This is a genomic window from Caballeronia sp. GAFFF1, assembly GCF_023630705.1.
Lineage (GTDB): Bacteria > Pseudomonadota > Gammaproteobacteria > Burkholderiales > Burkholderiaceae > Caballeronia.
This window is the reverse complement of record NZ_JALQEM010000001.1, coordinates 65,781-79,495: the sequence shown is the minus strand read 5'-3', so window position 1 is coordinate 79,495 and position 13,715 is coordinate 65,781. Positions and strand designations below refer to the sequence as shown.

The following is a 13,715-nucleotide window of genomic DNA, read 5'->3' as shown; positions in this document are numbered from 1 at the left end:
TCCTTGTGTCTCTTGGCCGAGCGCGTTTATGCCGCGCCGCTCGGTTCCGTTCGCGCCGTCGCGACCGGTGCCGCCGCGCCCCGGTTCGGCACCCTGAGCACGGCGCGCGTGCCGTGCGGCTCGGCCTCCGACAGTTCGATGGAACCGTTGAGCCGCGCCGCCGCCGCGAACGCCAGATAGAGCCCGACGCCGTGGCCGCCCTGCGTGCTGTCGACAGGACCCGCGCCGAGCGACGCGCGCAGCGCGGGCGGAATGCCGGGGCCGCGATCGCACACTTCGAAGCGCACGTACCGCGTGCCCTCTTCCGTTTCCGTTTCCGCCAAGGCTTGCAGCGTCACGAACTCGCTGCTCGCGCGCGCGGCGTTGTCGAGCAGGATCGTGAGAATCTGGCCGACGGCCACCGCGTCGTCGATGGACGCCGTGGCCGGCGCTTCGCCGACTTGCTCGAACTCCACCTGCGGATGCCGCAGCCGCCATTGCTCGATGAAACTCGCGAGCCATTCGTCGAGCGGCTGCCGGTTCGACGGCCCGCTCGCCCGGCTGCGCAGCCGCGCCAGCGCCGACGTGCAGAGCGCCATCTGCTGTTCGAGCAGTTCGAAGTCGTTCGCGTAGGGCGCGAGGTTGCGGTCGTGCGCGGCGGCATCGCGCAATTCTTCGGAGAGCATGGCAATGGTGGACAGCGGCGTGCCCATTTCGTGCGCGACGGTCGCCGCCTGCACGCCGAGCGCGACCGCGCGTTCATCGCGCAGATGACGCTGCTGCGCGTCGGCGAGCGCGGCGTCGCGCAGGCGCAGCGCCCGTGACATGCGCGCGACGAACCAGCCGATCAAGCCCACGCTCACCATGAAGTTGACCCACAGACCGAGGCGGAAATAATCGAAGAGATTCGCCGGATTCTCGATATTGAGCGGCACGTAGTTGTAGCTGAGAAGCGCGTAACACGCGACGGCGAAGAGCGCGAGACACGCCATCATGTGCCACGGGAGAATGGCGGCGGCAATGGCAAGCGACGGCAGATACAGCGTGACGAACGGATTCGTCGCGCCGCCCGACAAGAAGAGCAATGCCGACAGCGCGCCGAGATCGACGCACATCTGCCCGAAGAGTTCGAGATTCGTCTCGGGCCGCGCCCGCGCGACGCGCAGCCACGTCAGCCCGTTGAAGACCATCTCCAGCGCGATCACGAGCAGCATGGCCGGCAGCGGCAGATTCGCGCCGAACGAAATCTGCACGACGGCGATGGTCGTCAACTGGCCGATGATCGCGAGCGAGCGGAGCCAGAACAGATGGCCGAGGTTGACGCGACCGGTATTCGTTATGCGATGCATGTGCCTTCGAGTGCGCGCCGGCAGCAACAGCGCGCGCCGGCAAGTCGTGGTTCATGCGGCATTATCCCGCTTGCGCGCGCCGCCGAACCGCCGATGGCACGATTTGTCGCACCCCGCGCGGCATGGGCTCTGCTAATCCGAAATGCCGGCCTTTGCTATTTGCGCGAGCAGGCACGCCCGGCACAGGCACGCTTCGCCCGCGCGCAGGCGCTCGGGGGGCAACGCGGGCAGCGACGCGCACCAGCAGGCGGCTTCGCCCGAGAGCGAGCCGCATCGGAACGTCGCGCCGCAGCGGGTGCAGACGGCGCGCGGCGCGTCGGTTTCAGACGGTGGCTTCGTCATGGTGACGCATTCGTGACATCGCAAGATGCACGATGATCGCACGTCGCCGGTCGTGCCGGAAAACGCGGCGGCGTCGCGGCAAAACGTCATGTCGCCTCGCATCGGTCCTGTACAATTCCGCCTGTTTAAACGTCTTCGCCTCGACTGCCGCCATGTCCGACCTTCCCGACCTCACGCAGATCGCGCCTACCCTGAAAGCTGAAATCCTGGCCGAGGCGCTGCCCTATATTCGTCAATATCACGGCAAGACGGTCGTGATCAAATACGGCGGCAATGCCATGACCGAGGAGCGCCTGAAGCAAGGCTTCGCGCGCGACGTCATTCTGCTGAAGCTCGTCGGCATCAACCCGGTGATCGTCCACGGCGGCGGCCCGCAGATCGACCAGGCGCTGAAAAAGATCGGCAAGCAGGGCACGTTCATTCAGGGCATGCGCGTCACCGACGAAGAGACGATGGAAGTCGTCGAGTGGGTGCTCGGCGGCGAAGTGCAGCAGGACATCGTCACGCTCATCAATCACTTCGGCGGTCACGCGGTCGGTCTCACCGGCAAGGACGGCGGACTCATCCACGCGCGCAAGCTGATGATGCCGGACCGCGACAATCCGGGGCAGTTCATCGACATCGGTCAAGTGGGCGAAGTCGAAGCGATCAATCCGGCTGTCGTGAAGGCGCTGCAAGACGACGCGTTCATTCCCGTCATTTCGCCCATCGGCTTCGGCGAAGACGGCCTCTCGTACAACATCAACGCGGATCTCGTCGCGGGCAAGCTGGCGGTCGTGCTGAACGCCGAAAAGCTCGTCATGATGACCAACATTCCCGGCGTGATGGACAAGGAAGGCAATCTGCTCACGGACCTTTCGGCGCGCGAGATCGACGCCCTGTTCGCGGACGGCACCATCTCCGGCGGCATGCTGCCGAAAATCTCGTCGGCGCTGGATGCCGCGAAGAGCGGCGTGCGCTCGGTGCATATCATCGACGGGCGCATCGAGCATTCGGTGCTGCTCGAAATCCTGACCGAACAGCCGTTCGGCACGATGATCCGCTCGCATTGAGCCCCGCTCATTTCATGACGACGCCCGCCTCCGCGCGGGCGTTTCTTTTCGCGCAATGAATTCGCATCCCACTTCCCGCCGCCGCCGCGTCGAGCCGCGCGTCCCGGTCTGGCTCTTCGATCTCGACAACACGCTGCATCACGCGTCGCATCAGATCTTCCCGGCCATCAATCGCGCGATGACGCAGTACATCATGGACCGGCTCGGCGTGGATGTGGACGAGGCGAACCGGCTGCGCGTCGGCTATACGGTGCGATACGGCGCGACGCTCGTCGGGCTCGTGAAGCATCACGGCGTCGATCCGGCCGACTTTCTCCACGTCGTCCACACGTTCGCCGATCTCCCGTCGATGCTGCGCGCCGAGCGCGGCATCGGCCGCACGCTGCGCGCGCTGCCGGGCCGCAAGATCGTGCTGACCAACGCGCCGTCCGTGTACGCGCGGGCGGTGCTCGCGGAACTCGGCATCGAGCGGCTATTCGAGCGCGTGATCGCGATCGAGGACATGCGCGAAGGCGACCGCTGGCGCTCGAAGCCGGACGCGCCGATGCTTCGCCGTGCGATGCGACGCGCGCACGTGCGTCTCGCCGATGCGATTCTGGTCGAAGACACGCGCGGGCATCTGAAAAGCTATCGGCGGCTGGGCATCCGGACCGTGTGGATCGTCGGGCATCTGCCGGCCGCGCGCACGTCGGCGGGCGCCGTGTCCGTGCGCTTGCCGGGCACGTGCAGGCCGCATTACGTTGATCGCACCGTGCGATCGTTGCGCGCGCTGACGCTCGGCATGCGTGGCGGCGCGCTCCGGCGGCCGTCGGCTAAATCCTGAAAAGCCGCCGCGCGAGAATATCTTCGAGGTCCGAACGCATATCGACGACGAGATGCACGTAGATCGTGTCGTCGTCTACCTTGTAGATGATTCGGTTCGTTCCGCTAACGACTTCGTAATAGCCCGTCATGCGGAAGTCGACCAGTTCCGGCGGCGTCGCGCCCTTGCGTGGGGAAGCCTCGATGTCCGCGACGGCATCCGCTATCTTGTCGCGCGTCGCTTTCCATGCGGTGCCGCCGAACTTGTTGATCACGTAACGCCGAAAGTCCTGCAGGTCCTGTCGAACGGGATCGAGAAAGACGGTCTTCATTTGAGGCCCTCTTCCTTGTCGAGCCGCTCGATCTCGGCGAAAAAATCCCCCGCGCTGATGCAATGTCCCGCCTCGATATACTTTTGCCCCATCGCCAGAATCTTGAGCAGCGCGACGGTCTGATGCAGGTCCTCGTAGGACTGAACGTCCTGCACGACGACTTTCGCTTCCCCGTTCTGCGTGATGAGCATCGGCTCGCGGCTCTCCACGACGTTGCGGATCATCTCGGCTGCGCGGCTCTTCAAATGACTCAGCGGTCTGACGCGACTCGGTTTCATGTCGATTCCAGGCAAGGCGCGATGCCTAGACAATATAGACAGAAAACGACGCGCCACCCAAGCTGGCGACCGCGTCACGATTAGCGGCTTTATTACGTTTTCCGCTATACTTCACCGCTTGAAAGAATTGAACACGCGCCGATTTGCTGACTCGATTGCGGGCGCGCGAACCAGGGCAAGTCCCGGTTCACTATAAATGCGGCTAAAGAGGTCGTCAGCCGCGCCTGTCTTCCGCTTCTTAGCGCCCAGCCGACACCGTTTAGCCGCCCAGTAAAGGCGGAATGAATGGAATCCATCGGCATCGTCACTCCCCAAACCTTGCGCTTTTCCGAGCCGCTCGTGCTTCAGAGCGGCAGTTCGCTCGGCGACTATGAGCTCGTCGTCGAAACGTACGGTGAACTCAACGCCGCGCGCTCGAACGCGGTGCTCGTCTGCCACGCGCTCAACGCGTCGCATCACGTCGCGGGCGTGTACGCCGACAATCCGAAGGACGTCGGCTGGTGGGACAACATGGTCGGGCCCGGCAAGCCGCTCGACACTAATCGCTTCTTCGTGATCGGCGTGAACAACTTCGGCTCGTGCTTCGGCTCGACCGGGCCGATGAGCATCGACCGCGCAACGGGCAAGCCGTACGGCGCGCGCTTTCCCGTCGTCACGGTGGAAGACTGGGTGCATGCGCAGGCGCGCGTCGCGGACCGCTTCGGCATCGAGCGATTCGCGGCCGTGATGGGCGGCAGTCTCGGCGGCATGCAGGCGCTCGCGTGGAGCCTCATGTACCCGGATCGGCTCGGGCATTGCATCGTGATCGCGTCGACGCCGAAGCTCTCGGCGCAGAACATCGCGTTCAACGAGACCGCGCGCTCCGCGATTCTCTCCGATCCCGACTTCCACGGCGGCGACTATTACGCGCACGGCGTGAAGCCGCGCCGGGGCCTGCGCGTCGCGCGCATGATCGGGCACATCACCTATCTCTCGGACGACGACATGGCCGTGAAATTCGGCCGCGCGCTGCGCCGTGCCGAAGGCGCGCTCGACGCGTACAACTTCAACTTCGACGTGGAGTTCGAAGTGGAGTCGTATTTGCGCTATCAGGCGGACAAGTTCGCCGAATACTTCGACGCCAACACGTACCTGCTCATCACGCGCGCGCTCGATTATTTCGACCCCGCCAAAGCGTGCGACGGCGATCTCACGCAGGCGCTCGCCCGCACGAAGGCGCAGTATCTGATCGCGAGCTTCTCGACGGACTGGCGTTTTGCGCCCGCGCGTTCCCGCGAGATCGTGAAGGCGCTGCTCGATAACAAGCGCACCGTGAGTTACGCCGAAATCGACGCGCCGCACGGCCACGACGCCTTCCTGCTCGACGACGCGCGCTATCACAACCTGATGCGCGCCTACTACGAACGCATTGCCACGGAGATCGGCGCATGAACCAGAACACGCTTGATTCGCTCGCGTTGCGTTCGGATTTCCGGGCGATCGCTCGCTGGGTGGAACCGCGCTCGACCGTGCTGGATCTCGGCTGCGGCGACGGATCGCTGCTCTCGCTGCTCGCCGAAGAGCTGGAAGTGAACGGCTACGGCATCGAGATCAACGACGCCGGCGTGCTCGCCTGCGCGCAGAAGGGCGTGAACGTGATCCAGCAGAATCTCGAAGACGGCCTGCGCCTTTTCGAAGACGACAGCTTCGATTTCGCGGTGCTTTCGCAGACGTTGCAGACCATTCATCAGACCGCCGCGATACTGCGAGAAACGGTGCGCGTCGGGCGCGAATGCATCGTGTCCTTTCCGAACTTCGGCTATTGGCCGCACCGGCTTGCGGTCATTCAAGGACGCATGCCCGTGTCGAAGTCGCTGCCGTATCAATGGCATAACACGCCGAACGTGCGCGTGCTGACCATCAAGGACTTCGAGGCGCTCGCGCCGGAAGTGGGCATCGAGATTCTGGACCGCGTGGTGCTGCACGGCGGGCAGTCCATCCGTTGGGGCGCGAACTGGCGTGGTAGTCTTGCGGTCTATCGCGTGAAGCGCCGGTGATGCGACCCGGCGCATCGCGCATCGACAACGCTTTTCCAACATCGACATGCCCGACACGCCACACGAGGCGCCTGCTCTAACTGCTCACGAAGAACATCCCCGCTGGCACGCGTTTCTCAACGCGCGCATCCTGATTTGCGTGTTTCTCGGCTTCACGTCGGGATTGCCGCTTTTCACGCTGCTGAGTCTGTTGCAGGCGTGGCTCACGAAAGAGCACATCGACGTCAAGCAAATCGGTCTCTTCGCGCTGCTCGGGCTGCCTTATACATGGAAATTCGTCTGGGCGCCGCTGATGGACCGCTACGTGCCGCGTCTGCCGTTCTGGCGGCCGGGCCGGCGGCGCGGCTGGATGCTCGTCACGCAAGTGCTCGTCATGCTGGCCATCGGCGCGTTCGGCTTCGTTTCGCCGAGTCAGGACATCTGGACGGTCGCGGCCATCGCCGGTCTGCTCGCGCTGTTCAGCGCGAGCCAGGATATTGCGATCGACGCTTACCGGCGCGAACTGCTCGCGGACACCGAACAGGGACTCGGCAACGCGGTCCACGTGAACGCATACAAAGTGGCCGGTCTCGTGCCGGGATCGCTCGCGCTGATTCTCGCCGGCTTCCTGCCGTGGAAGACGGTCTTCATCGTGACGGCGCTGTTCATGCTGCCGGGCATCGTCACCACGTTCGTCGTGAAGGAACCGGCCGTTCACGGCACGCCGCCGAAAAGTCTGCGCGATGCGGTCATCGAGCCGTTCCACGAATTCGTCACGCGCGACGGCTGGCGCGCCGCGCTTCTCGTGCTCGGCTTTATCTTTCTCTATAAGCTCGGCGACACCATGGCGACCGCGCTGGCCACCAAGTTCTTTCTCGACCTGGGCTTCACGACCTTGCAGCTCGGCGTGATCGCGAAGACGGTCGCGTTCTGGACGAGCCTTGCAGGCGGGATCATCGGCGGCGTGTTTCTGGTGAAGATCGGCATTGCGCGTGGACTGTGGATTTTCGGCGTCTTGCAGATCATCGCGACATTCGGCTTCGCGTGGCTCGCGAAGATCGGGCCGTCGCCGGTCGCGCTCGCGGTGCTGTATGGCTTCGAGACATTCGCCACGGGGCTCACGCTCGCCACGTTCACCGCGTACATCGCCAGCACGACCGACCCGCGCTATACCGCAACGCAATTCGCGCTTTTCACGAGCCTGGCGGCGGTGCCCCGTACGGTCGTGTCCGCGCTGAGCGGCTTCATCGTCGCGCGAACGGGCTGGTTCGAATACTTCCTCGTCTGCATCGCGCTCTCGATTCCGGGCATGTTACTGTTGCCGATAATCGCGCCCTGGAGACCAAAACGATGACGGTGCGCATACCGACTCACCGTGCGGGCCGCGCGCTCGCGCGGACGCTTGTCTGCGCGCTCGCGTTCGCCTCGCTCGCATCGCCACGCGCGCGTGCGCAGGACGAAGAGCGCGTTCCAGCGCCTTACACCGCGCCGAACAGCCAGATTCGCTTCGGCAACACCGCGCTCTTTCGCAATCTCATTCCGCCGGCCGCGCTCGAACAGCAATCCGCCGACGCGTACGCCGCGATCATCCACGAAGCCGAGCGCAACAAGCGGCTGCTGCCGAATGACAACGCGCTCGTGAAGCGCGTGCGCGATATCGCGAATCACGAGATTCCGTTTGCGCTCAAGTGGAATGAGCGCTCGAAGAACTGGAAGTGGGAAATCAACGTCGTGCGGTCGAACGAGATTCGCATGTACTGTCTGCCGGGCGGCAAGATCGTCGTGTATAGCGGCTTGATCGAGAAGCTGCATCTGAACGAAAACGAAATCGGCATGATGATGGGCCACGAGATCGCGCACGCGCTTCGCGAGCACGCCCGCGAGCGGCTCGGCCGCCAGCAGGCCGAGCAACTGACCGCCGGAACGATGCCGCAGCTTTTCGGCTTCGCGGATGTCGGCTCGACACCGCTTGGCATCGGCGATCAACTGCTCGCCATGCGCTATTCGCCCGCCGACGAGACCGAAGCCGACGTGATCGGCAGCGAGATCGCCTCGCGCGCGGGTTACGATCCGCGCGCCGCCGTCACGCTGTGGAACAAGATCGATACGGCCACGCGCCGCGAGGACAATGGTTTCGTCTGGATGCACCCGTACGGGCCGGACCGCAAACAGGATCTGGAGAAACGCATGTCGGACATGATGCCGCTTTATGCAAAGGCAGTCGGCAAGAGCATCGATGCCTTGCCGAACTACGCGGGCATGGGGCGGTTCAAGAAGATCGGGCGATAATCAGTTCTTGCCGACCTTCCAGTCATAGTCGATCGTCAGCGGCGCATGGTCGCTGAACTTGATGTCGCGGAAAATCGACGTGCGCTTCGCGGTCGCGGCAACCTCTCTGGTCGCGATCTGATAGTCGATGCGCCACCCGACGTTCTTCGCATAAGCCTGACCGCGATTGCTCCACCACGTGTATTGCTCGGGCCGCTGGTCGAGCGTGCGGAAAACGTCGACATAGCCGACTTCATCGAACAGTTTGGTGAGCCACGCGCGTTCCTCCGGCAGACAGCCGGAATTCTTCTGATTGCTCTTCCAGTTCTTGATGTCGATTTCCTTGTGCACGATGTTCACGTCGCCGCACAGAATGACTTCGCGTTCTTTCGAAAGCGCGGCGAGATGCGGCATGAATTCGTCCATGAAGCGGTACTTCGCCTGCTGACGCTCATCGCCGCTCGATCCCGACGGCACATACACCGACACCACCGAAAGCCTCCCGAAGCGCGCTTCCACGTAGCGCCCTTCGGGATCGAACTCCTCGCTGCCGAAACCGATGATCACGTCGTCCGGTTCGTGGCGCGTATAGACGCCTGCGCCGCTGTAGCCCTTCTTGACAGCGTGCTGGAAGTAGCCCTGAAAGCCGTGCGGCGCGAGGAACTCGGGCGTCAGGTCGTCCTGCGAGCACTTGATTTCCTGCACGCAGACGACATCGGCGCTTTGCTCGCCGAACCAGTCGAAAAAGCCTTTCTTGGCAGCCGAACGAATGCCGTTCAGGTTGGCGGTGATCACGCGAAACATACGCTTCCTTTCTTCTTGATTTGAATTACTCGACCTTCACGCCCGTGAGCGATTCCTTCGCCGGCGGGAATTCGAGCTTCATGCCCTGCATCGTCCGCAAGACGAGCTCGGCGACCATCACGTTCCGATGCGTCTTCGAATCGCCCGGAATGATGTACCACGGCGCATAGTCCGTCGAGGTCGCGCCGAGCGCCACCGAGTACGCCTGCTGATAGTCGTCCCAGAGCTTGCGGGCTTCGAGGTCCGAGACGTCGAACTTCCAGTGCTTCGTCGGATCGTCAATACGCGCTTGCAGCCGCTTGCGCTGCTCATCCTTCGAAATGTGCAGGAAGCATTTGACGATGGTCGTGCCCGCATCCGCGAGCAGCGCCTCGAACTCGCGGATATGACGATAGCGGCGCTCGCATTCGTCATCGTCGATTTGCTTCAGCACGCGCGGCACGAGCACGTCTTCGTAGTGGCTGCGGTTGAAGATCGCGAGTTCGCCCGCCATCGGCGCTTGCGCGTGAACGCGCCAGAGAAAGTCGTGCGCCATCTCCCGCTCGGTCGGCGCGCGAAACGGCACGATGCGCAGGCCGAGCGGATCGACGTCCTGAAACACGCCGCGTACCGTGCCGTCCTTGCCGCTCGTGTCCATGCCTTGCAGCACGAGCAGCACGCGCTCGCGACGCTGGGCGTGCAGCTTCTCCTGCAACTCGTTCAGTTGCGCGCCGATTTCAGCGAGGCGCGCGCGGTCGTCGTCTTTCGAGCCCGTCGAGAAAGGCTTCACAGACGGATCGACTGAAGTGATGTCGAAGGACTTGACCTTTTTTCCGCCGTCGAAGAACGGAACGCGATAGTCGTCCAGGTCGGATTTTTTGGCCATGTTTTTTCCGCGTCAGCAATGAAAAACGGGCCGCTGCACAGATCAACCGGCAACAGCCCGTACTCCTGAATCAGCAGACCACGCGCGACAATGCGCCGCCGACTCAGCCCAGCTTTTTCTTCAGCAATTCATTGACCTGCTGCGGATTGGCCTTCCCCTTCGTCGCCTTCATGGCCTGGCCGATCAGCGCGTTGAACGCCTTCTCCTTGCCCGCGCGGAATTCGTCAACCGACTTCTGGTTGGCGGCGAGCACTTCGTCGATGATCGCTTCCAGCGCGCCCGTGTCGGAAATCTGCTTGAGCCCTTTCGCCTCGATGATGCGGTCGGCCGCGGTTTCGTCGGTGGCCTTCTCTTCCCAGATCGACTGGAAAATGTCCTTCGCGATCTTGTTCGAGATAGTGCCGTCCGCGATGCGTTGCAGCACCAGCGCGAGCTGCGCCGCCGACACCGGCGACTGAACGATATCCAGCGACTCGCGGTTGAGCTGCGCGGAGACATCGCCCATGAGCCAGTTCGCGGCGATCTTCGCCTGCGCCGCGCCCGCCTTCTCGACGACCGCTTCGAAGTACGCGGCCATCGCCTTCGACGACGTGAGCACGCCGGCGTCATAGGACGTCAGGCCGTACGTATCGACGAAGCGCTTCTGCATGTCGGCCGGCAGCTCCGGCATCTCGTCACGCACGCGCGACACCCAGCTATCCTCGATCACCAGCGGCATCAGATCCGGATCAGGGAAATAGCGGTAGTCGTGCGCGTCTTCCTTGCTGCGCATGGAGCGCGTTTCGCGCTTATCCGGGTCGTACAGACGCGTTTCCTGCACGACGGTGCCGCCGTCTTCGATCAGTTCGATCTGACGGCGCACTTCGTACTGAATGGCTTCTTCGAGGAAGCGGAACGAGTTCAGGTTCTTGATCTCGGCGCGCGTGCCGAATTCTTTCTGGCCGACCGGACGCACCGAGACGTTGGCATCGCAGCGGAACGAGCCTTCCTGCATGTTGCCGTCGCAGATGCCGAGCCACACGACGAGACCGTGCAGCGCCTTCGCATACGCGACCGCTTCGGCGGCGCTGCGCATTTCCGGCTCCGTGACGATTTCGAGCAGCGGCGTGCCCGCGCGATTCAGGTCGATGCCCGTCATGCCCGCGAAGTCTTCGTGCAGCGACTTGCCGGCGTCTTCTTCCAGATGCGCGCGCGTCAGGTTGACGGTCTTTTCGTACGCTTCCTTGCCGGCCTTTTCATTGGCGGGCACGTGAATCGTGATCTGTCCGCCCTGCACGACCGGAATCTCGTACTGGCTGATCTGATAGCCCTTCGGCAGGTCCGGGTAGAAGTAGTTCTTGCGCGCGAAAATGCTGCGCGGCGCGATGTGCGCGCCGATGGCGAGCCCGAAGCGGATCGCGCGGTCGACGGCGCCGCGGTTCATGACTGGCAGCACGCCCGGCAGCGCGAGATCGACGGGACTTGCCTGCGTGTTCGGAGCCGCGCCGAACTGCGTGGGCGCGCCCGAGAATATCTTGGAGACGGTGGAGAGCTGCGCGTGCGTTTCCAGACCGATGACGACTTCCCACTGCATGTTCACACTCCCGATGCCGATGGTGCCTTGCGGTGCCAGTCGGTCGCGCGCTGGAACGCGTCGGCGACCTGGAGCATCCGGGCTTCGTTGAAATAGTTGCCGACGATCTGCAGACCGACCGGCCGATTCGCATTCGCGCCCGCGCCGAAGCCGCACGGCACGCTCATGCCGGGCAGGCCCGCGAGGCTCACGGAGAGCGTGTAGATGTCGGCGAGGTACATCTGCACGGGATCGTCGGTCTTCTCGCCGAGATTCCACGCCACCGACGGCGCGACCGGTCCCATGATGACGTCGCACTGCTTGAACGCTTCCTGGAAATCCCGCGCGATGATGCGGCGAATCTTCTGCGCTTGCAGGTAGTACGCGTCGTAATAGCCGTGCGACAACACGTACGCGCCGACCAGAATCCGGCGCTTCACTTCCGGCCCGAAGCCTTCGGCGCGCGACTTCTTGTACATGTCGAGCAGGTCGCGGTACTCCGCCGCGCGATGCCCGTAGCGCACGCCGTCGAAGCGCGACAGATTGGACGACGCTTCCGCCGGCGCGATGATGTAGTACACGGGAATCGAAAGCTCGGTCTTCGGCAATGAGACTTCGACGAGCGTCGCGCCGAGGGCTTCGTATTGTTTCAGGGCGGCGTCGATGGCGGCGCGCACGTCGTCGGCCAAGCCCGCGCCGAAGTACTCCTTCGGCATGCCGATGCGCAGGCCTTTCAAAGGCTTGTCGGCATCTTCGCTCCAGTTCTTGCCGATATACCGCGTGTAGTCTTCGTTCTCGCGTTGCAGGCTCGTCGAGTCGCGCTCGTCGAAACCGCCCATCGCGTTCAGCAGCAGCGCGCAGTCGGCGGCGGTTTGCGCCATCGGTCCGCCCTGATCGAGCGACGACGCGAACGCGATCATCCCGTAGCGCGACACGCGGCCGTACGTCGGCTTGATGCCGGTGATGCCGGTGAACGACGCGGGCTGACGGATGGACCCGCCCGTGTCGGTGCCGGTCGCGGCGGGCGCGAGGCGCGCGGCGACGGCCGCTGCCGACCCGCCCGACGATCCGCCGGGCACGGCCTTCACGTCCCACGGGTTCTTCACTGCGCCGAAGTACGAGTTCTCGTTGGACGAGCCCATGGCGAACTCGTCCATGTTGGTCTTGCCGAGACACACCATGCCGGCGCGGTTCAGGCGCTCGACGACGGTGGCATCGAACGGGCTCGCGTAGTTCTCCAGCATGTGGGAACCGGCCGTCGACGCCCAGCCGCGCGTGACGAACACGTCTTTATGCGCAACCGGCAGGCCGGCGAGCGGACCGGCATTGCCCTGCGCGATGAGGGCGTCGGCGGCTTTCGCCTGTTCGAGCGTGAGCTCCGGATTCACGCCGATGAACGCGTTCAGCTCCTTCGCGGCTTCGATGCGTTGCAGGTACGACTGCGCCAGCTCGACGGCGGAGATCGCCTTCGAGTCGAGCGCGGCGCGCAGTTCGGTCAAGCTTTTCTGATGCATTGCAGTTCCCTGATGAGCGCGGCGCGTCACGCCGCGCGCGAGATCGTTGTTCCGATGGACCGATACGGCCGATACAGCAGATGCGGCCGATGCGCCACGCTCACTCGATCACCTTCGGCACGAGATAGAGCCCGTCCTGCACGGCCGGCGCGCAACGCTGGAACTCTTCGCGCTCGATCCGCTCTGAGACTGCGTCATCGCGCAGTCGCAGCGCGACTTCCTCGATGGCGTCGATAGGATGCGCGAGCGGCTCGATGCCGGCGGTATCGACCGCCTGCATCTGCTCGACGAGACCGAAGAAGTCGTTGAGCCGCGCAAGCGTCGGTTCGGCCTCGTGGTCGGGCAGTTCCAGCCGCGCGAGATGCGCGATGCGTTTAACGTCGGTCAGGGTCAATGACATGGGATCACCGGAGAAAAACATGAACAACTCCCGCGCCAAAAAGGTTCGCTGTAACAGTCAGTTACGATCCTGGCGGAAAGCCGTCGAAGCGGGGCCGAGGATGGCAAAAAGTGCCGTCCTTTTCCTATAGAAACCCCCAAATTATAAGGTATCATTACACGTTC

Annotated in this window: 15 protein-coding genes; 6 read left to right on the top strand and 9 right to left on the bottom strand. The window is 63.6% G+C overall.

Annotated features, from left to right (window positions below; translation table 11 throughout):
* Positions 1 to 26: 26 nt before the first annotated feature.
* On the bottom strand, positions 27 to 1,328 hold the full coding sequence (locus NCR37_RS00415; protein WP_250471013.1) for an ATP-binding protein: 1,302 nt from the start codon (positions 1,326 to 1,328) through the stop codon (positions 27 to 29).
* Positions 1,329 to 1,460: 132 nt separating this feature from the next.
* The gene (locus tag NCR37_RS00410; RefSeq protein ID WP_250471012.1) at positions 1,461 to 1,670 is read right to left on the bottom strand and encodes a cysteine-rich CWC family protein; all 210 of its coding nucleotides are present in this window, start codon (positions 1,668 to 1,670) and stop codon (positions 1,461 to 1,463) included.
* A gap of 152 nt (positions 1,671 to 1,822) precedes the next feature.
* Between NCR37_RS00410 and argB the strand changes: the two genes are divergently transcribed.
* A complete protein-coding gene (gene argB / locus NCR37_RS00405) occupies positions 1,823 to 2,722 on the top strand; it encodes an acetylglutamate kinase (RefSeq protein WP_159837600.1) in 900 nt (299 codons plus the stop codon).
* Positions 2,723 to 2,777: 55 nt separating this feature from the next.
* Positions 2,778 to 3,545 carry a pyrimidine 5'-nucleotidase gene (locus NCR37_RS00400; protein ID WP_250471011.1) on the top strand — a complete coding sequence of 256 codons (768 nt, stop codon included), beginning with the start codon at positions 2,778 to 2,780 and terminating at the stop codon, positions 3,543 to 3,545.
* Here NCR37_RS00400 and NCR37_RS00395 read toward each other — a convergent pair.
* Complete coding sequence (locus NCR37_RS00395; RefSeq protein ID WP_175938941.1) at positions 3,535 to 3,855, bottom strand: type II toxin-antitoxin system RelE/ParE family toxin; 321 nt, start codon at positions 3,853 to 3,855, stop codon at positions 3,535 to 3,537. The genes NCR37_RS00400 and NCR37_RS00395 overlap by 11 nt on opposite strands.
* Positions 3,852 to 4,133: a type II toxin-antitoxin system Phd/YefM family antitoxin gene (locus NCR37_RS00390; protein WP_175938940.1), complete on the bottom strand. Its 282-nt coding sequence runs from the start codon at positions 4,131 to 4,133 to the stop codon at positions 3,852 to 3,854. Before NCR37_RS00390 ends, NCR37_RS00395 begins: the two co-directional genes overlap by 4 nt.
* A gap of 285 nt (positions 4,134 to 4,418) precedes the next feature.
* Here NCR37_RS00390 and metX point away from each other — a divergent pair, with 285 nt between their 5' ends.
* From metX to NCR37_RS00370, 4 genes are read left to right on the top strand one after another with little or no spacing between them, the layout of a single operon-like run.
* Positions 4,419 to 5,564 (top strand): homoserine O-succinyltransferase MetX, encoded by a 1,146-nt coding sequence (gene metX / locus NCR37_RS00385; RefSeq protein WP_250471010.1) that lies wholly within the window; start codon positions 4,419 to 4,421, stop codon positions 5,562 to 5,564.
* Positions 5,561 to 6,169 (top strand): methionine biosynthesis protein MetW, encoded by a 609-nt coding sequence (gene metW / locus NCR37_RS00380; RefSeq protein ID WP_250471009.1) that lies wholly within the window; start codon positions 5,561 to 5,563, stop codon positions 6,167 to 6,169. Before metX ends, metW begins: the two co-directional genes overlap by 4 nt.
* Positions 6,170 to 6,215: 46 nt before the next feature.
* Positions 6,216 to 7,502 (top strand): AmpG family muropeptide MFS transporter, encoded by a 1,287-nt coding sequence (locus NCR37_RS00375; RefSeq protein WP_250471008.1) that lies wholly within the window; start codon positions 6,216 to 6,218, stop codon positions 7,500 to 7,502.
* Entirely contained in the window at positions 7,499 to 8,437 is a 939-nt protein-coding gene (locus NCR37_RS00370) for a M48 family metallopeptidase (protein ID WP_250471007.1), read from the top strand. The genes NCR37_RS00375 and NCR37_RS00370 overlap by 4 nt, the downstream gene beginning before the upstream one ends.
* On the opposite strand, the gene NCR37_RS00365 is transcribed toward NCR37_RS00370, so the two are convergent.
* The 5 genes from NCR37_RS00365 to gatC all read right to left on the bottom strand — a co-directional run bounded on the left by NCR37_RS00365 (position 8,438) and on the right by gatC (position 13,551).
* Entirely contained in the window at positions 8,438 to 9,220 is a 783-nt protein-coding gene (locus NCR37_RS00365) for an exodeoxyribonuclease III (RefSeq protein WP_250471006.1), read from the bottom strand.
* A 25-nt stretch (positions 9,221 to 9,245) separates the two neighbouring features.
* Positions 9,246 to 10,085 carry a polyphosphate kinase 2 family protein gene (locus tag NCR37_RS00360; RefSeq protein ID WP_250471005.1) on the bottom strand — a complete coding sequence of 280 codons (840 nt, stop codon included), beginning with the start codon at positions 10,083 to 10,085 and terminating at the stop codon, positions 9,246 to 9,248.
* A 103-nt stretch (positions 10,086 to 10,188) separates the two neighbouring features.
* A complete protein-coding gene (gatB, locus tag NCR37_RS00355) occupies positions 10,189 to 11,658 on the bottom strand; it encodes an Asp-tRNA(Asn)/Glu-tRNA(Gln) amidotransferase subunit GatB (protein ID WP_250471004.1) in 1,470 nt (489 codons plus the stop codon).
* Positions 11,659 to 11,660: 2 nt separating this feature from the next.
* On the bottom strand, positions 11,661 to 13,151 hold the full coding sequence (gene gatA, locus NCR37_RS00350; RefSeq protein WP_250471003.1) for an Asp-tRNA(Asn)/Glu-tRNA(Gln) amidotransferase subunit GatA: 1,491 nt from the start codon (positions 13,149 to 13,151) through the stop codon (positions 11,661 to 11,663).
* Between the two features lie 100 nt (positions 13,152 to 13,251).
* Positions 13,252 to 13,551, bottom strand: coding sequence for an Asp-tRNA(Asn)/Glu-tRNA(Gln) amidotransferase subunit GatC (gatC, locus tag NCR37_RS00345; protein WP_159837576.1), 300 nt, complete (start codon positions 13,549 to 13,551; stop codon positions 13,252 to 13,254).
* Positions 13,552 to 13,715 lie beyond the last annotated feature (164 nt).

Coding starts and splice junctions, on each gene's coding strand:
- NCR37_RS00370 (WP_250471007.1), top strand. CDS start 7,499: ATGACGGTGCGCATACCGACTCACCGTGCGGGCCGCGCGCTCGCGCGG.
- NCR37_RS00375 (WP_250471008.1), top strand. CDS start 6,216: ATGCCCGACACGCCACACGAGGCGCCTGCTCTAACTGCTCACGAAGAA.
- metW (WP_250471009.1), top strand. CDS start 5,561: ATGAACCAGAACACGCTTGATTCGCTCGCGTTGCGTTCGGATTTCCGG.
- NCR37_RS00360 (WP_250471005.1), bottom strand. CDS start 10,085: ATGGCCAAAAAATCCGACCTGGACGACTATCGCGTTCCGTTCTTCGAC.
- NCR37_RS00365 (WP_250471006.1), bottom strand. CDS start 9,220: ATGTTTCGCGTGATCACCGCCAACCTGAACGGCATTCGTTCGGCTGCC.
- metX (WP_250471010.1), top strand. CDS start 4,419: ATGGAATCCATCGGCATCGTCACTCCCCAAACCTTGCGCTTTTCCGAG.
- NCR37_RS00395 (WP_175938941.1), bottom strand. CDS start 3,855: ATGAAGACCGTCTTTCTCGATCCCGTTCGACAGGACCTGCAGGACTTT.
- NCR37_RS00390 (WP_175938940.1), bottom strand. CDS start 4,133: ATGAAACCGAGTCGCGTCAGACCGCTGAGTCATTTGAAGAGCCGCGCA.
- gatC (WP_159837576.1), bottom strand. CDS start 13,551: ATGTCATTGACCCTGACCGACGTTAAACGCATCGCGCATCTCGCGCGG.
- argB (WP_159837600.1), top strand. CDS start 1,823: ATGTCCGACCTTCCCGACCTCACGCAGATCGCGCCTACCCTGAAAGCT.
- gatA (WP_250471003.1), bottom strand. CDS start 13,151: ATGCATCAGAAAAGCTTGACCGAACTGCGCGCCGCGCTCGACTCGAAG.
- gatB (WP_250471004.1), bottom strand. CDS start 11,658: ATGCAGTGGGAAGTCGTCATCGGTCTGGAAACGCACGCGCAGCTCTCC.
- NCR37_RS00400 (WP_250471011.1), top strand. CDS start 2,778: ATGAATTCGCATCCCACTTCCCGCCGCCGCCGCGTCGAGCCGCGCGTC.
- NCR37_RS00415 (WP_250471013.1), bottom strand. CDS start 1,328: ATGCATCGCATAACGAATACCGGTCGCGTCAACCTCGGCCATCTGTTC.
- NCR37_RS00410 (WP_250471012.1), bottom strand. CDS start 1,670: ATGACGAAGCCACCGTCTGAAACCGACGCGCCGCGCGCCGTCTGCACC.